Annotated in this window: 15 protein-coding genes; 5 read left to right on the plus strand and 10 right to left on the minus strand. The window is 70.6% G+C overall.

Annotated elements, in window-relative coordinates; translation table 11 throughout:
• Positions 1-37: 37 nt before the first annotated feature.
• Positions 38-607 carry a GNAT family N-acetyltransferase gene (locus ACSMXV_RS32195; protein ID WP_473174649.1) on the minus strand — a complete coding sequence of 190 codons (570 nt, stop codon included), beginning with the start codon at positions 605-607 and terminating at the stop codon, positions 38-40.
• A 275-nt stretch (positions 608-882) separates the two neighbouring features.
• Here ACSMXV_RS32195 and ACSMXV_RS32200 point away from each other — a divergent pair, with 275 nt between their 5' ends.
• Positions 883-1,485 (plus strand): response regulator, encoded by a 603-nt coding sequence (locus ACSMXV_RS32200; protein WP_473174650.1) that lies wholly within the window; start codon positions 883-885, stop codon positions 1,483-1,485.
• 212 nt (positions 1,486-1,697) lie between these two features.
• On the opposite strand, the gene ACSMXV_RS32205 is transcribed toward ACSMXV_RS32200, so the two are convergent.
• Both ACSMXV_RS32205 and ACSMXV_RS32210 read right to left on the minus strand, forming a co-directional pair.
• Positions 1,698-2,942: a GAF domain-containing protein gene (locus ACSMXV_RS32205; protein WP_473179124.1), complete on the minus strand. Its 1,245-nt coding sequence runs from the start codon at positions 2,940-2,942 to the stop codon at positions 1,698-1,700.
• 321 nt (positions 2,943-3,263) lie between these two features.
• Entirely contained in the window at positions 3,264-4,898 is a 1,635-nt protein-coding gene (locus tag ACSMXV_RS32210; RefSeq protein ID WP_473174651.1) for an acyl-CoA dehydrogenase family protein, read from the minus strand.
• A gap of 77 nt (positions 4,899-4,975) precedes the next feature.
• On the opposite strand from ACSMXV_RS32210, the gene ACSMXV_RS32215 reads away from it, so the two are divergent.
• On the plus strand, positions 4,976-6,214 hold the full coding sequence (locus ACSMXV_RS32215; RefSeq protein ID WP_473174652.1) for a YihY/virulence factor BrkB family protein: 1,239 nt from the start codon (positions 4,976-4,978) through the stop codon (positions 6,212-6,214).
• 435 nt (positions 6,215-6,649) lie between these two features.
• Here ACSMXV_RS32215 and ACSMXV_RS32220 read toward each other — a convergent pair whose 3' ends face one another.
• Complete coding sequence (locus tag ACSMXV_RS32220) at positions 6,650-8,245, minus strand: amidase (protein ID WP_473174653.1); 1,596 nt, start codon at positions 8,243-8,245, stop codon at positions 6,650-6,652.
• Positions 8,242-8,535, minus strand: a complete 294-nt coding sequence (locus ACSMXV_RS32225; RefSeq protein WP_473174654.1) for a hypothetical protein — start codon at positions 8,533-8,535, stop codon at positions 8,242-8,244. The genes ACSMXV_RS32220 and ACSMXV_RS32225 overlap by 4 nt, the downstream gene beginning before the upstream one ends.
• A gap of 344 nt (positions 8,536-8,879) precedes the next feature.
• Here ACSMXV_RS32225 and lpdA point away from each other — a divergent pair, with 344 nt between their 5' ends.
• Positions 8,880-10,295, plus strand: coding sequence for a dihydrolipoyl dehydrogenase (gene lpdA / locus ACSMXV_RS32230; protein WP_473174655.1), 1,416 nt, complete (start codon positions 8,880-8,882; stop codon positions 10,293-10,295).
• A gap of 119 nt (positions 10,296-10,414) precedes the next feature.
• Here the strand turns inward: lpdA and ACSMXV_RS32235 are convergent, their stop codons facing one another.
• From ACSMXV_RS32235 to ACSMXV_RS32245, 3 genes are all read right to left on the minus strand, one after another.
• On the minus strand, positions 10,415-11,533 hold the full coding sequence (locus tag ACSMXV_RS32235; protein WP_473174656.1) for a LacI family DNA-binding transcriptional regulator: 1,119 nt from the start codon (positions 11,531-11,533) through the stop codon (positions 10,415-10,417).
• A 347-nt stretch (positions 11,534-11,880) separates the two neighbouring features.
• Positions 11,881-12,837, minus strand: a complete 957-nt coding sequence (mmuM, locus tag ACSMXV_RS32240; RefSeq protein WP_473174657.1) for a homocysteine S-methyltransferase — start codon at positions 12,835-12,837, stop codon at positions 11,881-11,883.
• Positions 12,838-13,026: 189 nt separating this feature from the next.
• Positions 13,027-15,168 (minus strand): autotransporter-associated beta strand repeat-containing protein, encoded by a 2,142-nt coding sequence (locus ACSMXV_RS32245; RefSeq protein ID WP_473174658.1) that lies wholly within the window; start codon positions 15,166-15,168, stop codon positions 13,027-13,029.
• A 346-nt stretch (positions 15,169-15,514) separates the two neighbouring features.
• Here ACSMXV_RS32245 and ACSMXV_RS32250 point away from each other — a divergent pair, with 346 nt between their 5' ends.
• A complete protein-coding gene (locus tag ACSMXV_RS32250) occupies positions 15,515-16,927 on the plus strand; it encodes an RICIN domain-containing protein (RefSeq protein WP_473174659.1) in 1,413 nt (470 codons plus the stop codon).
• 6 nt (positions 16,928-16,933) lie between these two features.
• Here the strand turns inward: ACSMXV_RS32250 and ACSMXV_RS32255 are convergent, their stop codons facing one another.
• Entirely contained in the window at positions 16,934-18,655 is a 1,722-nt protein-coding gene (locus ACSMXV_RS32255) for a rhamnogalacturonan lyase B N-terminal domain-containing protein (protein ID WP_473174660.1), read from the minus strand.
• A gap of 207 nt (positions 18,656-18,862) precedes the next feature.
• On the opposite strand from ACSMXV_RS32255, the gene ACSMXV_RS32260 reads away from it, so the two are divergent.
• The gene (locus ACSMXV_RS32260) at positions 18,863-19,945 is read left to right on the plus strand and encodes a rhamnogalacturonan acetylesterase (RefSeq protein WP_473174661.1); all 1,083 of its coding nucleotides are present in this window, start codon (positions 18,863-18,865) and stop codon (positions 19,943-19,945) included.
• Between the two features lie 522 nt (positions 19,946-20,467).
• Here the strand turns inward: ACSMXV_RS32260 and ACSMXV_RS32265 are convergent.
• Positions 20,468-21,403 (minus strand): SCO2400 family protein, encoded by a 936-nt coding sequence (locus ACSMXV_RS32265; RefSeq protein WP_473174662.1) that lies wholly within the window; start codon positions 21,401-21,403, stop codon positions 20,468-20,470.
• Positions 21,404-21,736 lie beyond the last annotated feature (333 nt).

Raw genomic sequence — 21,736 nt, forward strand, 5'->3', positions numbered from 1 at the left:
GTCGCAAAGGGTGCCCGCGGGTGGCAGTGCGCGGGCCTCAGATGGCGTACGCGCCCGGCCATGGGCCCGGCATCGGCACCTCCGGCTCCTCCTCGACCTTGGTCTCGAACAGAGTGAAGCCGCGCCGGAGGTAGTTGTCCATAGCGTGCTCACCGTCCTTGCTGCAGGTGTGCAGCCACACACGCTTGGTCGGCGCACGACCCGGCCACCGCTCGGCCAGGTCCCAGGCGCGTGCGACGCCGTGGCTGAGCAGATGGCCGCCGAGCCGACGGCCGCGGAACGCCGGGATCAGCCCGAAGTAGACGATCTCGACGACTCCCTCGTCCTGGGCTTCGAGCTCCACGTATCCGGCGGGGGTGCCCTTCTCGTACACGACCCAGGTCTCCGTCCCCGGCCGGTTCAGGACTTCCTGCCACTGGGCGTACGTCAGGCCCAGCCGGTCCGTCCAGCGGATGTCCCCGCCGACCGCCGTGTAGAGGAACCTGCTGAACTCGGGTGAAGGCACCTCGGCCCGCACGATCCGGACGTCCCCCTCCGGAGCGGCCGAGGGCCGCAGATCGGACGGAGAGGTCTGCTCGAGGGACCACGTGGTCACAGTGATGCTCATGCGCGCCAGGGAACCATGTGGCCGCCCCTCGTTCCAAAGCGGACGCGGCAGCGTCGTGGAGCCCGGTTCACGGATGGAGGAAGTGTGGCGAAGAGCACACGGCGTCGACACATACGCGGCGACCAGCGGTGGTCCGCCGTGTCGGGACGCCCCGACATCCATTGGCCAAAGGTCGTGCACCGGGGCGGGGGCAAAACCGTGAGCGGGGGGAAGCTTGGGCGTAGGGTGGTCCGCCTCGGGGAGAGATGTACCGCCTGGGGTGGAGGGGGCAGGGCATGGCGGGCGAAGCCCGGATCCTCATGGTCGACGACCACGAGGGCAACCTCTTCGCGCTGGAGAGCGCCCTGACTCCGCTGGGCCTCCCGCTCGAGCGAGCCCTCGGCGGTGACGAGGCCCTCAAGATCATCCTGCGCGGCGGCATCGGGCTCGTCCTGCTGGACGTCGTGATGCCCGACGTCAGCGGCCTGGACGTCGTGCGCTACATGAGCCGCCTGGAGCAGACGCAGGGCATCCCCGTCATCCTCCTCACCGGTCTCGGCCAGGACTCCCAGATCTCGACGGCGGCACTGCAACTCGGCGTCGCCGACCTCGTCGTCAAGCCGGTCGACCCCTGGGCACTGCGTATGAAGGCCCGCTACCTGTATGCGGCACACCAGCGGATGAGGTCGCTGGAACAGGAACTGGTAACACTGCGCGGACGGAAGGGGACGGGGGCCGGGGGCGCGGCGGTGTCCGGCCCCCGCACCGGGACCGGCTCCGGGACCGGGACGGTGTCCGGCTCCCGGACAGGGTGCGGCACCGTGGCGGCGGCCGAGGCCGGAGCGCCGACGGCGAAGCCGAGGCCCGCGGCGGCGGTCCGCCCGGGCGGGGTCGGCTGAGGCATCGGGCGCGGGCATCGGCTGGTCATGCCGGCCGAAGGCGTCGAGCGGTGCCCGAAGGTACCCGCTCGGGCACGCGCCGCCTCTGAAGCCGCTTGCGCCCGCTGACGATGACGCCGGTGGCCCGACGTGGCATCGGCCAGGGCCGGGAGGGCGTCGATGGGCGGATCGGCCCAGGTGATCGGGGCGTCACGACTTGTGGGCGCCCGAGGTCAGCGTGTCGTCGCGCGGGTGCTGCGCACCGCAGGGGCCGTCGAGTGCGGCAGCAGGTGTGCCGGGTGGTCCGGTGTGATCACCTTGACGTCGACGTCCTCGCGGAAACGGTACGGGCGGTGGGCGAGCAGGGGCCCGAGATAGCGGCGGACCCGGGACAGCTCCGCGCGTACCGTCACCGTGCGCGCCGGATCGCCGAACATGTCCCCGGCGAGCGCGGACGCACTGCGTCCGGCCCGGTTCGTGGCCAGGAGGTAGAGCAGCTCGGCATGGCGCGGGCTCAGTGCGTGTGACCACGTGCCCGCGCCGCCCGTCACCGTCACCGACCAGCGGCGGGCGTTGCTCACATCCAGCACGATCCGGGTGGCGCTCTCCGCCTCCGGCTCCTCCGCAGCCCGTACGAGCCATCCGCCCGGCAGCGGCTCCACCGTGCAGGTGCCGAGCGACGGCAGCCACGTACGACCGGCGGAGAACGATCTGGGCAGTGCCAGCCGGCGCACGGGCGGCATCCCGGTCACCGCCGCCGTCCAGCCGTGCACGTCGACGGCGAGGGCGCGTCCGGTCATCCGGGCCAGCATCGGCGCGGCGACCGAACGCAGCCGGTCGAGCGACGACAGATGCAGATGGCGCAGCTCGGCCTCGGCGAGCCGGGTCACCGAGGTGACCAGCGCCAGCGTCGCCGGATGCATGGTGTCGAGCGGGCCGCTGATGTCGATGACCCCCAGCAGCCGGCCGTCCCGCGGGTCGGTGAGCGGCGCGCCGGTGCACGTCCACGAGTGGTGCGTACGGACGAAGTGCTCCGCCGAGAACACCTGCACGGGCCGGCGCGCGATGAGCGGCGTGCCGATCCCGTTCGTACCGACGACGTCCTCCGACCACTCCGCGCCGACCTCGAAACCGTGCCCGTCGGCCTTCCGCAGTACCGAGGCGCTGCCCTCCCGCCACAGGACGCGGCCCTCGCCGTCCGCCACGACCATGATGTGCTGCGCAGCGTCCGCGACCGAGACGAGCCCTTCCCGCAGGACCGGCAGGACCTGCGCGAGCGGTGAGGACCTCCGGCGGTGCTCGATCTCCTCCACGGAGAGCAGCCCCGTACGGAAGTCGTGGTCGGGGTCGACACCGCTGTGCAGCATGCGGTCCCACGACTCGCCGATCACGGGACGCGGGACCAACGGCGGCTGCTGCCCGGAGAGCGCGGCAGCGCGCACGCCCTTGAGCAGCCGCGTGGCCTGGGCCGCGTCCATGGCGGCGAGTCTGACCAGGTCGATCGTCGGAGTCGTCACCGGATCCTCCCCAAAACCGCCGACGCCCGGATACCGAGGGTTGTGCACCCGCTACACATCCTCCCCTCTCGGCGCCCTGAAAGGGCGTCAGCGGGCGGATACGTTGCAACCTTCTGCAACTCTGGCGAACGGCCGCCGGTTGCCCGAAGCTTGGGGTTGCTCCTGGGAAAGGAGCCACGGCTGCGGGGGTGGTGCGGTGTCGGCGCGGCACCACCCCCGTGACACCGTCACCTCGCGTGTGGCCCGACCCGCGACGGCGGCCCACCGGCCGCGCCCGAGCCCTCAGCCCACCGGCCGCGCCCTCTCCACCACCGAGCCCAGGTCCAGACTGTGCGGCAGCGTGCCGAAGGCCGTGCCCCAGTCGCCGCCCAGGCGTGAGGCGCAGAACGTGTCGGCGACCGCCGGTGGGGCGTACCGCACCAGCAGCGAGCCCTGCAGAACCAGCGCCATGCGCTCCACCAGCCGCCGGGCGCGGGCCTCGATGCCGTCCAGGTCGGCGAGTTCGGTCAGGAGGTCCTTGATGGCGGCGTCGAGGCGGTGGTCCGCGCCGCGGGCCTGGCCCACCTCCTGCAGGAAGGCGTTCAGCGCCTGCGGCTCGCGCTGCAACGCCCGCAGGACGTCAAGGGCCTGTACGTTCCCCGAGCCCTCCCAGATGGAGTTGAGCGGCGACTCGCGCAGCAGCCGGGGCATGCCCGACTCCTCCACGTAGCCGTTGCCGCCGAGGCACTCCAGGGCCTCGGCGGCGACCGGCGTGCAGCGCTTCGTCACCCAGTACTTGGCGGCCGGCACCGCGATTCGCAGGAACGCACGCTCCTGCTCACTCCCGTCGTCGTACGCTGCCGCAAGCCGCATCCCGAGCGTGGTCGCGGCCTCCGACTCCAGGGCCAGATCGGCCAGTACGTTGCGCATCAGCGGCTTGTCGATCAGCTTGCCGCCGAACGCCTCGCGGTAGGTGCAGTGGTGTACGGCCTGGGCGACGGCCTGGCGCATGATCGCGGCCGCGCCGAGTACGCAGTCGAGGCGGGTCGCCGCCACCATCTCGATGATGGTGCGCACCCCGCGCCCCTCGTCCCCGACCCGCTGCGCCCACGTCCCGTCGAACTCGACCTCGCTCGACGCGTTCGACCGGTTGCCGAGCTTGTCCTTGAGGCGCTGGATAGCGAACGGGTTGCGCGTCCCGTCCTCCAGGACGCGCGGTACGAGAAAGCACGTCAGGCCCTCGGGCGCCTGCGCCAGTACCAGAAAGCCGTCCGACATCGGAGCGGAGCAGAACCACTTGTGTCCGGTGAGTGTGTACTCGCCGTCCACCGCGAGCGGCCGCGCGGCAGTCGTGTTCGCCCGTACGTCGCTGCCGCCCTGCTTCTCCGTCATCCCCATGCCGAAGAGCACGCCGGCCTTTTCCGCGGCCGGCCGCAGCCCCTCGTCGTAGATGAGCGAGGTGAGCCGCGGCTCCCACTCGGCTGCCAGTTTCGGGTCCGTGCGCAGGGCGGGCACCGCCGCATGCGTCATCGACAGGGGGCAGCCGTGCCCCGCCTCGACCTGCGACCACACCACGAACCCGGCCGCCCGCCGCACATGCCCGCCGGGCCGCGTCCAGGCCGCCGTCAGACCCGCCGAGACGCCCTTGGCGAGCAGCCGGTGCCACGACGGATGGAACTCGACCTCGTCGATGCGGTTCCCGTACCGGTCGTGAGTGCGCAGCTTCGGCGGGTTCTCGTTGGCGAGGACGCCCCACTCCTGGGCCTGCGCGGAGCCCGCGGTCCGGCCGAGCCCCGACAGGTCCTCGTTTACCTCGTCGAGCAGCCCGGGATCGACATGTCGCTCGACCGCTTCTTCCAAGGCCCGGTCGGCCTCGAAAACGTCATAGCCCACCAGGGGCGGAGCCTGGTTGGTCACTGTGTGTGTGGTGGCTGCCATATCGATACGGTAAGGAGGTGCACCAGGCAAAAGAAACACCTGAACGGCCGTCCGGCCGTCTTCTCCGCGCCCGCGCTATGTACCGGAACATGTCCAAGCGCAGGACGGCCTGGCTGCTGATCAAGGACACCGTCGACTCGTGCATGGAGTACCGGGTCCTCGGTCTTGCGGCGGAAGCGGCGTTCTTCACGCTGCTGTCCGTACCGCCGCTGCTGCTGAGCATGATCGGACTGCTCGGCTACGTCGACGACTGGACGGGCGCCGACACCATCGCCAGCCTGCAGACCAATCTGCTGGAGGCGTCCCGTACCGTCCTGTCCGACCGGGGCGTCAACGAGATCGCCCGGCCCATCCTCGAGGACGTGATGCGCGGCGGCCGCCCGGACGTCATCTCGATCGGCTTCCTCTTCGCCCTGTGGTCGGGCTCGCGCGCGGTCAACGTCTTCATCGACACGATCACCGTGATGTACGGCCTCGACGGGGTGCGCGGCATCGTCAAGACGCGGCTGCTGGCGTTCCTGCTCTTCATAATCGCGCTGCTGATCGGCTCGGTTGCGCTGCCGCTGATGGTGGCCGGGCCCGACGCGGTGCTCGAGCTCTTGCCGGTGTCCACGTCGATCGTGCAGGTCCTGTACTGGCCGGTCGTGATCGTCCTGTCGATCGTCTTTCTGACGACGCTGTACCACGTGTCGGTGCCGGTGCGGTCGCCCTGGGTGGAGGACACCCCGGGAGCGCTGGTGGCGCTCGGGATGTGGGTGCTGGGCAGCTTCCTGCTGCGCATCTACCTGACGAACACGGTGGAGGGGCCGACCACCATCTACGCCTCGCTCGCCGCGCCCGTCGCCGTGCTGCTGTGGATCGGCGTCTCCGCGTTCGCGGTGCTGGTCGGGGCCGCGGTCAATGCCGCCATCGACCGGGTGTGGCCGTCGGTGGCGACGGCCACGGCACGTGCCGCCAACGAGCGGATGCGGGAGGCGCAGGCCGCCGAGTACGTGGCCCGCGCCCAGGCGCGGCACGCCCACGACGACGATCCGGACGACCCGGGCATGCCCTCCGAGTTCCCGGAGCGCTGGTCGAAGTTCCTGCCGCCGGACGATGTGACGTCGCGGCTGCGGGCCCATGCGAGGACGCACACGAAGCCACACGCGAAATCGCAAGCGAAGCCAGAAACACACGGGCAAGCCGAGGCGGAGGCGAACCGGCAGACGCAGCCGGAGGTGAACCGGCAGACGCAGCCGGGAGTGAACGGGCAGGCCCAGCCCCCGGCGACGAAGAACGGCGAGGCGCCGCCGTGGCGGGAGCTCGGAGGGCGCTGAGACCGCGGGGGTTCGGAGGGCGCTGAGGTGGTGAGATCTGCTCGACGCTGTCGGGGCGCCACCGGCCCGGCGCCCTCGGGACCGCCCGGCCTCGGCGCCCTGCGGGTCGCACCGCATGAGCGCCCTGCGGACCCCACGGTCTCAGCGCCCTCTCCGAGCTCCCGCCACGGCCTCGGCGCCCCCGTGGCTCCCTCGCACCCCCCGAACCCACAGCCCGAGCGCCCGCCAGTGCCGCTGCACGGACACGGGGGCGGGTGCGTCCACCTGTCGGCCCTGACAGGCTCGTCCTCAAGCCGCGGACGGGCTGAAATCAGCCCGTCCGGGGGCACCTCGCAGCGTTAGCCGGCGCAGCTTGAGGACGAGGCGTCGCGGAGGCCTGGGCCCGGGCACCCCCCGGCCCGGGCACCCCCGACCGGGCCCCACCCCCGTCACGCATCAAGCCGAACCCGCAGCGGCCTCCTCCGCCGAGATCCGCGGCCGATCGGCCGCCGCCTTCAGGCGTGCGGTCGTCGCCGGGTCGGACGGGCGGCGGGTGTGCCAGTCGGTGATCGCCTGATACGCGGCCGCGACCTCGAGGAGCCGGTCCTCCTCGTAGGGCCGGCCGCCCAGGATCGCGCCGACGGGCACGCCTTCGCCGTCGAAGCCGATCGGGAAGCCGATCTCGGGCAGGCCCAGGATGTCGAACGGGACGGGCCCCGTCTGCAGCAGTACGTCGCACCCGTCGTCACCGAAGATGCCGTCGAGGACCTCCCGCAGCAGATGGTTCTTGGCGCGCTGCGCCGTGATCCACTCGTCGCCGGAGAGCATCAGCCCTTGCAGCCAACTCAGCAGCGACACACCGAACTTGTTCGGGTCGGTGCGCAGCCAGTGGCGGAACGGCTCGGTCCGCTCGGCCAGCCGCGCGGCGTTGAACGTGCCGGTCAGCAGTGCCCAGTCGGCCGGATAGGCGACGTCCACAAGCGTCACGCCCGGGATCGCGTCCAGCGCGTCGAGGAACGCACCGCGCAGTTCCTTCCGCGCGCTCAGGAAGTCCGCCGGTACGCCGATCCGCGTGGCCCGGCGCATGCGTACCGCGCCACCCCGCGAGGTGACGGGGGTCGCGGCACGGACGAGGTCGGGCACGTCCGGCAGCCCGAGTGTGCGCGGGTCCGCCGCGTCAGGTCCGGCCATGACCTGAAGCATGATCGCGGCATCCATGGCGTCCCGGGCGAGCGGCCCCGCGTGGTCGCGCGTGAACGACAGCGGAATCACGCCGTGCAGCGAGACGCGCCCCATGGTGGGCTTCAGACCGGTCAGGTTCTGCTGGTTGGACGGCAGCACGATGGAGCCGCCGGTCTGGGTGCCGATGGACGACGACGCCAGACGCGCGGCCACGGCGCACGCGGGACCGGTAGACGAGCCGCCCGGGTCGACGGCCGGGTCGTCCGGAGTCCAGGCGTTGACGGTCGTGACCGTGCCGTTCGGCTTCGTGGCACGCGTGGTGGCGAGCGGTCCCATCTGGCCCTTGCCCAGCACGATCCCGCCCGCCCCCGTCAGCCGGGCCACGGCAGTGGCGTCCTCGTCCGGGACGAAGTCCTCGAAGACGTACGAGTTGCAGCGCGTCGGCACACCGGCCGTGAAGTAGTTGTCCTTGACGCACAGCGGAATGCCGCGCAGGACGCCTCTCGGCCCCTCGCCGCGGTCGGCCCTCCGCGCCGCCGCCAGCGCGGCATCCCCGGTCACCTCCGCGTACGCCTGGTACGTGGAGTCGTACCGCTCGATCCGCTCCAGATACGCCTGCACCAGATCGGTGGCCGTCAGCTTGCCGCGCCGCATGAGCACGACAGCCTCGGCGAGCGTCGCTTCGGACGGGTCGCTCAGGGCGGCCGGCCGGACGTCGACGGGGATGTCCCGGGGGTCGACGTCGGAGGCTCCTGATGCCGCTGCAGGGGACGAGGCGGCCTGCGCGGGGGTCGTCCCAAGAGCGACGGCGCCGCCCGCCACCGCGGCCGAAGACGCCAGGAACACCCGGCGGTTGAGAGCGCGACTCATCGCTCGCCCGCCTTCCCCGTCCAGGCCTCCGTGATGGACGGGTACAGCAGCGGCGGCGAGGCCTGCTGCGCGTACGCGGGGGTCTGCCCGGCCGGGGACCATCCGTTGATGGCCCCGGGCGTGGACGCGACGAACGAGCGCAGCGAGGCGAGCACTTGGTTCCGGGTCGGCACCCCGGTCTCCGGGTCGGGCTGCTCCGGAAGCAGCGACAGATCGAATCCGGCCAGCGCGAGCCTGGTCCGTATGTACGCGTCGAGCTGCTCCTGGGTGGGCGGTTGTACCTCGCTCAAGGCGGGCCTCCGTGGGTCGGCGTACGGGTGCGAATACGGACACATGTACGGGTGTGAGCGCGGACACGTGTACGGGACACCGGGACTCCATCACCGGCCCGTGAAGACCCCATTGAGCCCGTGCTTCACGGGAGTTACGGGGTCCGGGTGCATTCCGCAGAGTTCCCGCCGGGGGTCGTCTCCTTCCCGGCGGCGGCCCGTGGCCGGTGGCCGGCGGCGAGGAGTGACCGGCGCGACTGTCATGACCCGCCGAAAGCGGGGCAAGCCCTCCGTACGATGACGGTGTCCGCCGGGCGGTCAGGCCGGTGGGCGCGACGGTCACCGATCTCACCGGAACGAGGATCATGAGCAGCAGCACGCACTACGACGTCGTCGTCCTCGGCGCGGGCCCCGGCGGCTACACCGCCGCCGTCCGCAGTGCCCAGCTCGGACTGCGCACCGCGGTCGTGGAGGAGAAGTACTGGGGCGGGGTCTGCCTGAACGTGGGCTGCATCCCCTCCAAGGCCCTGTTGCGCAACGCCGAGTTGGCGCACATCTTCACCCGCGAGGCGAAGACCTTCGGTATCCGCGTGGACGGCCAGGTCAGCTTCGACTACGGGGAGGCGTTCCAGCGCAGCCGCACCGTGGCCGACGGCCGCGTCAAGGGCGTCCACTACCTGATGAAGAAGAACGGCATCACCGAGTACGACGGCCGCGGCACGTTCACCGACCCGGGTACCCTCCAGGTCGCCTTGTCGGCCGGCGGCACCGAGACGGTCACGTTCGACCACTGCATCATCGCGGCGGGCGCCGAGACGCGGCTGCTGCCCGGCACCTCACTGAGCGACCGCGTGGTGACGTACGAGGAGCAGATCCTCACCGACTCCCTCCCCGAGTCGATCATCATCGCGGGCGCGGGCGCGATCGGCGTCGAGTTCGCGTACGTCCTGCACAACTACGGGGTGCGCGTCACGATCGTCGAGTTCCTCGACCGCATGGTGCCGACGGAGGACGCCGACGTCTCCAAGGAGCTCGCCAAGCACTACCGCAAGCTCGGCATCGAGGTCCTCACGTCGACCCGTGTCGACGCCATCGACGACAGCGACCCGAACGCGAAGGTGAGGGTCACCGTCACCGGCAAGGACGGCGCGCAGAAGATCCTGGAGACCGACAAGGTCCTCCAGGCGATCGGCTTCGCGCCGCGTGTCAACGGCTATGGCCTGGAGAACGCGGGCGTACGGCTGACCGAGCGCGGGGCGATCGACGTCGACGGGCGCGGCCGCACCTCCGTCCCGCACATCTTCGCGATCGGCGACGTCACCGCGAAGCTGATGCTCGCGCACGCCGCCGAGGCCATGGCCGTCATCGCCGCCGAGACCATCGCGGACGCGGAGACGATGGAGGTCGACTTCACGATGATCCCGCGCGCCACGTACTGCCAGCCGCAGATCGCCAGCTTCGGCTGGACCGAGGCGCAGGCCCGCGAGCAGGGCTACGACGTGAAGGTCGCCAAGTTCCCGTTCACGGCCAACGGCAAGGCCCACGGCCTCGGCGACCCGGTCGGCTTCGTCAAGGTGATCAGCGACAACAAGTACGGCGAGCTGCTCGGCGCCCACCTCATCGGGCCCGAAGTCACCGAGCTGCTCCCCGAGCTGACGCTCGCCCAGCAGTGGGACCTGACCGTCCACGAGGTGGCCCGAAACGTGCACGCGCACCCGACGCTGGGCGAGGCGGTGAAGGAGGCGATCCACGGCCTCGCCGGTCACATGATCAACATGTGATGCCGCGAGTGGCGTCGGGATCCGGCGCCCGCCCCGCCCCGGTGCGGGTTCCCGCGGCAGCCCTCAGCTCGTGGGAATCCACACCCGCATCGCCCCCTCCGGGGCGGGAGGGGTGCCGGTCATGCGGCGCCGTCCTTGGCCGGTGTGGAGGGCACGCCGGCCCCCGACGGTCGTGCCTCCACCGCACGCAGATCGCGCACCGAGTCGCGGACCACCACATGGGTGCCCAGCAGCAGGTGTTCGTCCGGCCCGTCCGGATCGCGGCTGAGGGCCCTGCGTACGGCGAGGCGGCCCAGTTCCTCGTACGGGACGTGCACCGTGGTGAGGGCCGGGTGCAGATCGCGGGCGAAGGGGATGTCGTCGTATCCGGCCAGCGACACGTCGCCCGGCACGTCGAGGCCGGCCTCGTGCAGGGCGGTCAGCGCACCCGCGGCCACCATGTCGGTGGTGGCGAAGACGGCCGTGAACTCCAGCCCGTCCGCGAGGGCCCGGCGCATGCGGCGGTAGCCGGAGTCACGTGTGAAGTCGCCCGGCAGCCGGAGCGCCGGATCGGGGTCCAGGCCCAGCGTGCGGTGGGCCTCGGCATAGCCGCGGGCGCGGCCCTCCGCGGCGGAGTTTCCCGCCTTGCCCGCGAGCAGCAGGATGCGGCGGTGGCCTCGGGCGAGGAGGTGGGCGCACACGGCCTGGGCGCCGCCTTCGTTGTCGTACTCGATGACGGTGACCGGCGCCGCGTGCCCGAGCGGCGGGCGCCCGCACAGCACGAGCCGTGAGCCGACCGACCGCAGGGACTCGGCGATACGGGTCATGTCGTCCTGGTACTCGGGGGTGTCCGTCGCGCCGCCGACCAGGATCACCGCGGCGGCCCGCTGCGCCCGCATCATCTCGATGAACGCGAGCTGCTGTTCGGTGTCGCCTTCGGTGCTGCACACCAGGCAGAGGTGGCCGAGCCGGGTGGCCTCGCGCTCCACACCGTGTGCCATGTGCGCGAACGACGGGCCCGTGATGTCGTCCAGGACGAACGCCAGCGTCGGGGTGCCCGCCCCGGCGACGGCCTTGGCGCGTGCGTCGGCCACATAGTCGAGGTCCTGCACGGCCCGCATCACCCGGTTCCGGGTGGCCGTGCTCACCGGATAGTCGCCGCCGAGCACGCGGGACACCGTGGACGCCGACACCCCGGCCCGGGCCGCGACGTCCCGGATCGTGTGACGGCCCTCTGTCTGGGCGCTTCTCCTGGTCATGGCCCGGCTGACTCCCCTTTTCACCCCGCGAGAACCATGACGAGGCGGCGGCTCGGCAACCGGTTCCCGAAACGGAGGCTAGCAGCGCGGACGGCAGCGGACGAGAGGTGCGGAATCTCGAAAGTTTTCCGGCCGTGCCGAGGAGTGTTGTGCGGAACGGCCGATCTCCGGCATCTCGGCAACCACGTAGCAACCGGTTGTTACGGGGCAGTACGGGATGTGTAGGGTGCTCCGGGCCGGACGGCGCCGTGAGGGCGGCGAAGCCGCAGTTCGGGAGCTTGCGGGCGGTGGGCACCAGCCCGGCTACACCTGGGCGTCAGTCCGGCTACACCTCGGCGTCAGCCCGGCTACCCGGGGTGCGCCTCCGTTCGCCGCCCGCCGATCGCCTCGGCCAGGGCCGTGATCGCGTCGGGTCCCACCCGGCAGCAGCCCCCGATGAGCCGGGCGCCCGCCCGCTGCCAGCCCGTCAGCCGCTCGGTGGTGAACGTCGAGCGGCCGGTCCAGGCCCGGGCCTCGGCGTCCCAGGCCTCGCCGCTGTTGGGGTAGACGACGACCGGCTTCCCGGTGACCCGCGCGGCGGTCTCGACCGCGTGCTCCACATCGTCCGGGGCGCAGCAGTTCACGCCGACCGCGATGATCTCGTCCGCGTCGGCGGCGAGCGCGAACGCCTCGTCGAGCGGCTGACCGGCCCGCGTCCGGTCTCCGGCCACGCTGTACGAGAGCCACGCCGGTACGCCGAGGTTCCGCACCGCCCGCAGCAGCGCCCGCGCCTCGTCCGCGTCCGGGACGGTCTCCAGCGCCAGGACGTCGGGCCGGGCCGTGGCCAGCACCTCGAGCCGGGGCCGGTGGAACCGTTCCAGTTCGTCGACTGTCAGCCCGTACCGCCCCCGGTACTCCGAACCGTCCGCCAGCATCGCCCCGTACGGGCCGACGGACGCGGCCACCCACAGCTCCCGGTCGACCGGCTGCCGTCCGACGCCCCCGGCCTGCGCGCGCCGGGCGGCCTCGCGGCCCAGCTCGACGCTGAGCGCCAGCAGTTCGGCGGCCCGGTCCCGCGCGATGCCGCGCCGCGCGAACCCCTCGAACGTCGCCTGATAGCTGGAGGTGATCGCCACATCGGCGCCCGCCTCGAAGTAGCCGAGGTGCGCGGCGACGATCGCCTCGGGGTCCTCGGCGAGCAGCCGCGCCGACCACAGCTCGTCACTGAGGTCGTGGCCCGCGGACTCCAGCTGGTTGGACATGCCGCCGTCGAGCACGACGGTCCCGGCGGCGAGGGCTTCGGCGAGGGTGGTGTTGCCGGTCATGCGATTGACGGTAGTCGAGCCGGACCAGGAATCCACACCGCAGTGTGTCCAGTATGCGAACTGATCGACCACTATGTGGAATGCCGGGGATGCGCGATCATGATGGCAACAGACCGGTGGTCAGCAGGAGAGTTGAGACGAGGATGGGCGGCGCGACGCGTGCCATGGCACCGAAGCGCCGCCCACCCCTCACCTCGCCGCCGCGTGCCGCCCGCCGCCCCGCCTCTGCGCGCGCCTGCGCCTGAAAGCCGGGAACAGCAACCCGCCCAGCAGCAGGGGGATCAGCGTCAGCGGCCACCACGCGCGCGTGCTGTCGCCGTCGTCCTTCGCGGTCTGGGCCGCCAACGGCGCGTTGCCGGATCGCGCTGTGGCGGACGGCGTGGCGGAGGCGCGGGCCTTGGCCTTGGTGAGGACGACGTCGTTGCCGTCGCCGCCCCGGTAGCTGATGCGGTACTCGGTGCCCGCGACCTTCACCTTGGCGCCCTCCCGGAGACCCGCGAAGGCGCCGGTGGTCTTCGCCTTGCCGGTGTGGGAGAGCAGAGTGATCTTCTCGGCCGGCTTCTCGCCCGCGCCCTTCCCGGCCGTCACGTCGAGCTTCCCGGCGAGCTTGACCCGGCCGCCCACCTTGAGGGGCTTTCCGCCCGTACGTACGGCCAGCTCGCCGTCGGCGCCCTGCGCGTAATCGCCGGTGATCGTCAGCGCCCCTTCGACCCGGCCCTCATTGGTCACCGAGCCCGCCACGGTGCCCTTCCCGACGAGGGAGCGGCCGACCCGCAGCCCGCCCGCCGCAGCCTTCCGCACGTCCAGGCGCGCCCCCGAAGCCGTGAGCCGGATCGCCTTGCTGCGGGCCAGCGTGGTGTTCCCCGCGAGAGCGAGCGTGCCCTTGGTGACGGTCGTCGTGCCGGTGTACGTCACATCGCCGCTCAGCGTCGTCGTGGCGGCGCCGGACTGGCGGAAGGAACCACTGCCGCTGATCCGCGACAGCGATATCGCCGTGGAGGTGTTGCGGACGACGAGCGCCCCGTCATTCACGATCCGGCGGAGCTCCGTGCCGGTCATCAGCGAGCCGTCGCCGCCCTGCTTGCCCGAGCCGAGGCGCAGGACCGCCCGCTTCTCGATCGTCGTGGACCCGTCGTAGTACTGCTTGGCCGCGAAGGTGACGTCGTTGCCGGCGATCCCTTTGATGACGATGTCCCCGGCACCCGGCGCGGACAGCGTGTCGTGGAACCGGCCGCCGCCGATGGGGGCGCCGAGCGTCACGGGCCCGTTGTAGGCGAAGGTGAGCGTCGAGCGGGACCGGGCAGCCAGCAGGTTGATGTACACGGTCTCCGCGGTCCCCGGCATGAAGATCTTGTTCGTGGTGCCGTCGCCCCACTGCACGTTGGCGCCCTTGATGTTGGTGCCCCGTTTGTTGACGTTCTTCCGCGCGGGCGTCCAGTTCAGGGCCGGGTCGCTGAGCGAGGGATTGCTGTCGCCGCCCTGGTCCGACCAGCTGTACTGGCCGGTCAGGATGACCTTGCTGCCAGGCCGGGACTGGACGTTGATGTCGCTGCCGTACTCCCGCTGGTAGAAGTCCATCCCCATGGTGACGGTCTGGCCGAGCGGGGTGTCGACGGTCCAGGTGCCCTGGTTGAGGACCTTGCGGACGTTCGGGAGCGACGTCGCGAACTCGGGCCGTCCGGCGTTGACCTGCGTGCCGTTGTCGATCACCCCGGAGAAGGAGTGGGTGCCCGACAGGTCCCACGTGCCCCAGAGGAAGCGGGGCTGGGTGATCAGCCCGGAGCCGCTGATGGTGCCGAGGTTGTAGGCGCTCTTCAGGGAGAGCCGCAGGGTGCCGTCGACCCGGATGTTGTCCTGGTTGAGCCGGAACGCCGGGGTGTTGTACGGGAAGTGGCCGATCAGCCCGGTCGTTCCGCCGTTGCCGTACTGCAGGGTCGCGCCGCGCTCGACTGTGACCGCGGGCGGGTCCGGGTTGGTCGTGGTCACGTACGGGTGGTTGCCGCCCTGCGTGGTCACCTTCTGCCGCTGCCGGGACTTCGGCAGGGTGAAGTCGCTGTCCTTGGTGAGGACGAGCGTCCCGCTGCCGCGCACGGTGAGCGTGCCCTCGCCGCGGAACACCCCGTCGTACGTGGTCGTGCCGGCCGGCACGGTGACGACCGCGTCGCCGTCGAGCGTCACATCGCGGTCGGCGAGCACCGCAGCCGTCACGTCCTGTGCCCCCGCGGGCGCCGCCATCGCGTACGGTGCCGGGCCCACCACGTTCGTCGTCACGACGATCGCCGCCAGGGCCCCTACTGCTGCTGCTGCTGCCTTACGGGCATTGCTGTTCACACTCGGGAGACGGGGACCGCGCCGCACCGATAACAGAAATCTGCGCACGGAAATCTGCGTACGAAAATCTGGGGGACCGAGGTCGCTCCTGACCCGTTGACCTCCCTGTAACACACCCTTACCGTTTCGACGTTCGGAATGGCAGATTCGGTTCGAAATGCCGATCGCTCCGCATCAGATCCGATCCGTCCCCACCGGAAAGGTAGATGCCCCATGCGCCGCAGTGACGACGACCAGCCCGAAGTCCCCAGCCGCAGACTCGCGCTGAAGGGCGCAGCCCCTGGCCGCGGACGCCCCTGTCCACTGTGCGACTTCGCCCGCCACTCACTGAAGGAGAGCACCTGAGATGAGACGTGCGTATGCGATCCTCCTCGCCCTGTGCTGTGCCATCGCCGCCGCGTTAGCGACAGCGAGCCCGGCCTCGGCGGCACCGCAGACCATCAGCAACGGCACGCAGTTCACGGACACGTCCGGCGCCGCCGTCCACGCGCACGGCGGCGGTGTCATCAAGGTCGGCTCGTACTACTACTGGTTCGGCGAGCACCGCAACGCCGACAACACCTTCCGGTATGTGGACGCCTACCGCTCCACCGACCTGAAGAACTGGGAGTTCCGCAACCACGTCCTGACCCAGTCCACCGACCCGGAACTCGCCGTGGCCAACATCGAGCGGCCCAAGGTCATGTACAACGCGTCCACCGGCAAGTTCGTCATGTGGATGCACAAGGAGAACGGCTCCGACTACAGCGAGGCCCGCGCCGCCGTCGCCGTCTCCGACACCGTCGACGGCGACTACACCTGGCAGGGCAGCTTCCGCCCGCTCGGCCAGCACATGTCCCGTGACATCACGGTCTTCGTCGACACCGACGGCACCGGCTACATGATCTCCGCCGCCCGCGAGAACTACGACCTGCACATCTACCGGCTGACCGCCGACTACACCGGCATCGCCGCCCTGGTCGCCAACCCCTGGCCGGGCGGCCACCGCGAGGCCCCGGCCCTGTTCAAGCGGAACGGCGTCTACTTCATGCTGACGTCGGGCGCGACCGGCTGGAACCCCAACCAGCAGCAGTACGCCACCGCGACGAACCTCGCCGGGACGTGGTCCGCCATGGCGAATGTCGGCGACTCCACGGCGTACGGCTCGCAGACGACGTACGTGCTTCCTGTGCAGGGGAGTTCGGGCACCTCGTATCTCTACATGGGCGACCGCTGGGGCAACTCCTTCGGTGGGACGGTCAACGACTCCCGCTACGTCTGGCTGCCGCTGACCTTCCCGACCTCCACCTCGATGTCCATGTCCTGGTCTCCGGAGGTCACCGTCGACACGGCCGCCGGAACGGTCACCGGGACGAGCGCCACGTACAACACGCTGATCGCCCGTCACTCCTCCAAGTGCGCCGACGTGACCAGCCAGTCGCTGTGGCAGGGCGCCCAGATCAAGCAGTACGACTGCAACGGCGGCAACAACCAGAAGTACTGGTTCAAGTCCGTCGGCAGCGGCTACTACCAGCTGATGGTCCGGGGCAGCTCCCTGTGCGTGCAGGAGAACGCAAGCACGGTCACCCAGGAGAACTGCAACGCCTCCGCGACCAGCCAGCAGTGGTCGCTCACCACCACCGGCTCCTACGTCAACGTCAAGTCCCGCGCGACCGGCGAATGCCTGGACGTCAACGGCGCGTCCACCGCCAACTCCGCCGCGATCATCACGTACATCTGCAACGGAGGAACCAACCAGCAGTGGACGCGCGGAACATGAGACCTGCTAGGGCAGCAGGTCGATCGCGTCGATCGACGTGCCCGCGCTGAGATAGCCCGTCGACCCCGAGCCGCTCACCACGTTGATCTTCAGGGTGTTGTACTGGCTGGTGTCCGTGCTCCAGGCACTGGCCGGGATGCTGTAGGTGAACGTGTGGTTGTTGCCCCGGTACGAGCCGCAGGTCAGGGACCGCGTGCTCGGCTGGGTGGGCGGTGAGGGGATCGCCGACGTCCAGGCGTCGTTGACGACGACCTGCGGTCGGCCGTTCGAGAAGGCCGTCGTCACGCCGATGCGCAGGGTGTGCGCGGCGGCGGCCTGCGCCGCGGTCAGCTTGAAGTAGACGATGATCCCGCTGTTGACGTCCTTCCAGAGGTAGCAGGGGAAGGCCGACGTCTCGCTGCCGCTGCCGATCACCACGTTGCCGGTCCACGAGGCGCCCCGGGCGTCGGACGGATGCGCGTACGTCATCAGCTCCGCGTTCTTGAAGCCGCTCGGGGTGCCGTTCCAGTCGCCGATCCGCCAGATCGCGCTCGCGTTGCCCGGGTCGTTCGAGGACGGGATGGTGAGCGTGTTGAGGGTGGTCGTGGCGCCCGCGGTGACGGTCACCGAGGTGGTGTGGACGGCGAGTTCGCCCTTGTAGATGGTGAGGCTGTACGTGCCCGGCAGCACACCTCCGATGGAGAAGTAGCCGTCCGAGGCGCGGGCCGAGCCCCAGTACTGCGCCGCCGAGTTGGCCAGCCCCACCGTGTACGGGTACGACGTGTTCCGGCCCGCGATGCCGACGCCCGCGACCCTGCCCCGCCCGCTCGCCGGCACGTACCCGGAGATGCCGAGCGAGTCCGCCCACGGGGTGGTGAGGGAGCCCGGGAACAGCGACGAGGAGGGCGCGCCGCCGTCCGTGAAGGCGATGACGTACGGGCCCTGGAGGCCGAACCGCTGGTCCTCGGTCTGGCTCTGGGCGTAGTACAGGATCTCGTACAGGCCGCCGCCGTCCGCGCTCTGATGCCGCAGCAGGGAGCGGTAGAACGGACCGCCGGAGGCCTTCTCGTGGTTGCTGCGCACGATCCACAGGCCGACGCCGCCGGAGGACCAGCCGATGTAGTCGTAGTCCATCACCCGGCGCTTGGAGTAGTGCTTCGAGCGGGTCTGGCCGTCGGACTTCGCGAACACGTCCGAGGCCTCGACGGTGCTGTTCGTGTACGTGTAGGAGTCGGGCTCGTCGTTGAGGAACAGGCCCTTCTTGACGCGCAGGATGTAGCGGGTCGCCGACACCGACGAGTCGGCCTTGTTGGTCCACAGGTAGACGTTGTTCTCGCCGCTGCGGGCCGCGTAGTAGTGCTTGAGCGTGCCGTAGGCGACGGAGACGAGGATCGTCGAGCCGGACTGTTTGATGCTGACCGTGGAGCTGCCGAGGCCGGACTCGATGTGCGAGTTCATGCCGCCGTAGCCCTGGTACTCCGTGCCCTTGTAGACCAGCGATGTCAGGTCGCCGTTGCTCTTGCTGACCTTGAAGACGAGGTTGGCGCCGGTGTCGATCACGTAGTTCGAGCCGTCGTCGGACCAGCCGAAGGTCGCGGCGCTCGCCTGCTGCGCGAGGACGGTGCCACCTGCGACGGCGGCTCCGGCCGCCGCTCCGGCGCCGATGATGAACTTCCGGCGGCCGACGCGGCGATGGGACGGCGGTGTGGGGTGGCGGTCGGACGGCGGCGAGGGCTGCTGCTGCGACACGGTGGTGCTCCTTGGTGCTGGGGGTGGGGGGTTGGGCGTGACGATCTGTGGTTGCCGTCGGACGTGAAGAGGTTGCCGGGGCGCGAAAGGTTGCCTGTCGGATTTGGCCGCTTCACCCTCTAGAAAGCGCTTGCTTCCGCGGCGTATGGTCCCGGCGAACGATCTGTCATGCCCATTCCGCTGCCCGAGCCGCCCGAGGAGACAGCCATGCGCCGAGCCGGTACCGCACTGCTGGCCACCCTGACCGCCGCAACCGCGCTGGGAGCCGCGCCCATTGCCCATGCCGATGCGGATGTCGATGCCCAAGCCCACGCGCACGCGATCGCGCCCGACTGCACCGGCACCGCACCCGTCGTGTGCCACGCCGACGTCGCCCCCGGTACCTACACCGTGATCCTCACCCTCGGCGGCGACGAGGCGGGCAGCACCTCCGTCACCGCCGAGACACGCAGGACGCTGCTCGCCGAGACGGCGACGGCGGCGGGGGAGAAGGTCAGACGCACCTTCACCGTCGACGTCCGCACCCCCGAGGGCGAGCCCACAGGCCCGGCCGGCAGCCCCGGACTCGATCTGTACCTCGGTGGCGCGTCACCGAAGCTCGACTCGCTCAAGGTGGTCCCGGCCCCGGGGACCCCGAAGATCGTCCTGGTCGGCGACTCCACCGTCTGCGACCAGCCCGGCGACCCGTACTCGGGATGGGGCCAGCAGCTCCCGCAGTATCTGCGGCGCGGCATCGCGGTCGCCAACTACGCGGATTCCGGGGAGGGTTCACAGTCCGTACTGGACAATCCGGCGCTGTTCCCTGCCGCCCTGGAACGCGTACGCCATGACGACCTGGTGCTGATCCAGCTCGCGCACAACGACAAGCAGACGCCCCGGGACGTCTATCGCGCCAACCTCACCACCATGATCGAGTCGGTGCGCGAGCGTGGCGGCACGCCCGTGCTCGTCACGCCCATCGTGCGCCGCTGGTTCAACTCGGACGGCACCCTGAACAACGGCACCGCTCTGCTCGTCAACGGCCTCGGCGTCGACCTACCGGCTGAAATGCGGTCCCTGTCCGCCGAGTTGGACGTTCCGCTGATCGACCTCACAGCGCTCACCAAGCAGCGCGTCGAGGAACTGGGCCCCGAAGCGTCCAAGGCGCTGTACCTCTACAACGAGAAGCGCGACAACACCCACACATCGGTGCGCGGCGCCACCGAGTACGCGACGCTGGTGCTGGGCGAACTGCGCGCCCGGCACCTGGTCGACGACAGGGCTCTGGCCCCGGGCGCCATCGCGGAGTAGCCGCCCCCTGCCCCCTGAGCGGCGGGACGCGAACAGCCCTCAACCTGGACGGCACCTCAACTCCTCGTCAGCCCGTCCACGGTCAATTTCTCCTTGAAGAGATATTTCGCCATCCGACTAAAAATCACTATTTAGGGTCTTTCATCCTGCTCGGAGAGGGTTATTCTAGGAAGTGGCCTACGGGACGAGCGAGGGAGTTCGACCGTTGTAGCCGACTTTGGCGAGAAGCTTCGGTTTCCGCTGAGGCCGACGTCGACGGTCGGGCTGAGAGGCCTGAAGGTCGGAGGACCGAGAGGTCCAAAGACTGGAAGGCGACCCCCAGCCACCTGATCCGGGCAATACCGGCGAAGGGAGCCCGTCTCGTAGGTCATTTCCATGCCCCCGAGCGGCCTGAGCCCGGCGGGATCAGCGCATGCGCATGTGATCAGCCCATGCGCAATGTGATCAGCCCACGCGCAACGTGATCACGATGACCCCACGCGCAACGTGATCGCGATCAGCCCACGCGCAATGTGATCGCGATCAGCCCACGCACAGGACGAGCAGGCAGACGTGCACCGGTGAGGTCGCCGTCGCAGCGGGGTCCGTAGTGGGCGTGTCCTGAGTGGGGTCGGACGTCGCCTCCGCCGAAGGCGTGGTGGTCCGGGGTGCCGCGTCGCTCTGCTGGGAGGGCTCTTCGCCGGTCGTCGCCGGTGTCGTGCGCGGCTGCGGGCTTGTGGTGGGGGTGGGGCGGGCAGCGGTAGCGGCGGTGTTCCGCGGCCGACTCGTCGTCGGGGTGGCGGTCGGCTCCGGAGTGGCGGCCCTCGGCGGGGTGTCGGCCTTGTCCGGGTCGGCGTCGGCGCTGTGATCGCGGGCGTCAGGCTTGGCCTCCGACGGGCTTGCGTCCGCTTCGGTGGTGGCCCAGGGTGCCGGGTCCGGGGCCGATGCCGCCCGTGCAGGGCCGCCGGATGGTCCGTCCGGCAGTGCGGCGATCGTCAGCCCGCCGCCGACGAGCGCCACCGCCGACACGACAGCGGCACGGCGCCGCTTCTTCTTCCACAGCGCCAGTTGGCGCCGCCGGGCCGCACGGCCCGTACGGGCCTGCGCGCCGGAGCCGGCCGGGATGGCGTACTCGGAGCCGCTGCCCTGTGGGTCGTCTCCTGTGTCCTCCGCGCTCGCGTCCTCAGTCCCGTCGGTACGGAGGCTCTCCGCTTCGTTACGGAGGCCCTCCGTGCCGACGCGGAAGCTCTCCGTATCGGCGGAGAAGCGCTCCGTGCCGGCGCGGAAGGCTGTCCTCTCGGTACCGAAGGCCGCCGTCTCGGTGCCGAACGCGGCACCGGAATCGAAGATCGGCGCAATCGGCGCTGCGGCGCCGGGGCGGCGATGGCTCGGCGGGGCGATGTCCGGCGCGTATGCGCCGCACCCAGGACACACCAGTGCCCCGTTGAGGGTCCGACGGCATGAGTCGCAGTAGTCCATCGCGATCTTTCTGTGCTGTCTGCGCCACCAGGGGCGGCACCGGCGAGCTTTTCAGTTCGCACGCGGGATCGAACGCGCAGCAACGGTAACGTCACCTGCCGAAGGCTTTGCGAAGCCACTGTGGTGATTGTGCAAAGGCTGTGCGTCGGTCAGCCCTGCGGCGACTCGCCGGGGTGTGCGACGCGGCGCTCGATGTCGTATGCCGTCCCCTCGGATGTTGTTCACTCCGCGCCCTCCTGGTACGGGCCGTCAGTTCACGCCATGTCGGGACATTGGCGGGCCGCAGACCACCAGGAGGATGTGCGATGAGATCGTGGCGCCGTGCCGCTTCGG

The organism is Streptomyces sp. DSM 42067, from assembly GCF_055792885.1.

Excerpts from the sequence above, each read along its gene's own strand:
- ACSMXV_RS32250 (WP_473174659.1), top strand. The coding sequence starts at position 15,515 with ATGAGACGTGCGTATGCGATCCTCCTCGCCCTGTGCTGTGCCATCGCC.
- ACSMXV_RS32260 (WP_473174661.1), top strand. The coding sequence starts at position 18,863 with ATGCGCCGAGCCGGTACCGCACTGCTGGCCACCCTGACCGCCGCAACC.
- lpdA (WP_473174655.1), top strand. The coding sequence starts at position 8,880 with ATGAGCAGCAGCACGCACTACGACGTCGTCGTCCTCGGCGCGGGCCCC.
- ACSMXV_RS32210 (WP_473174651.1), bottom strand. The coding sequence starts at position 4,898 with ATGGCAGCCACCACACACACAGTGACCAACCAGGCTCCGCCCCTGGTG.
- ACSMXV_RS32235 (WP_473174656.1), bottom strand. The coding sequence starts at position 11,533 with ATGACCAGGAGAAGCGCCCAGACAGAGGGCCGTCACACGATCCGGGAC.
- ACSMXV_RS32200 (WP_473174650.1), top strand. The coding sequence starts at position 883 with ATGGCGGGCGAAGCCCGGATCCTCATGGTCGACGACCACGAGGGCAAC.
- ACSMXV_RS32195 (WP_473174649.1), bottom strand. The coding sequence starts at position 607 with ATGAGCATCACTGTGACCACGTGGTCCCTCGAGCAGACCTCTCCGTCC.
- ACSMXV_RS32215 (WP_473174652.1), top strand. The coding sequence starts at position 4,976 with ATGTACCGGAACATGTCCAAGCGCAGGACGGCCTGGCTGCTGATCAAG.
- mmuM (WP_473174657.1), bottom strand. The coding sequence starts at position 12,837 with ATGACCGGCAACACCACCCTCGCCGAAGCCCTCGCCGCCGGGACCGTC.
- ACSMXV_RS32220 (WP_473174653.1), bottom strand. The coding sequence starts at position 8,245 with ATGAGTCGCGCTCTCAACCGCCGGGTGTTCCTGGCGTCTTCGGCCGCG.
- ACSMXV_RS32265 (WP_473174662.1), bottom strand. The coding sequence starts at position 21,403 with ATGGACTACTGCGACTCATGCCGTCGGACCCTCAACGGGGCACTGGTG.
- ACSMXV_RS32205 (WP_473179124.1), bottom strand. The coding sequence starts at position 2,942 with ATGGACGCGGCCCAGGCCACGCGGCTGCTCAAGGGCGTGCGCGCTGCC.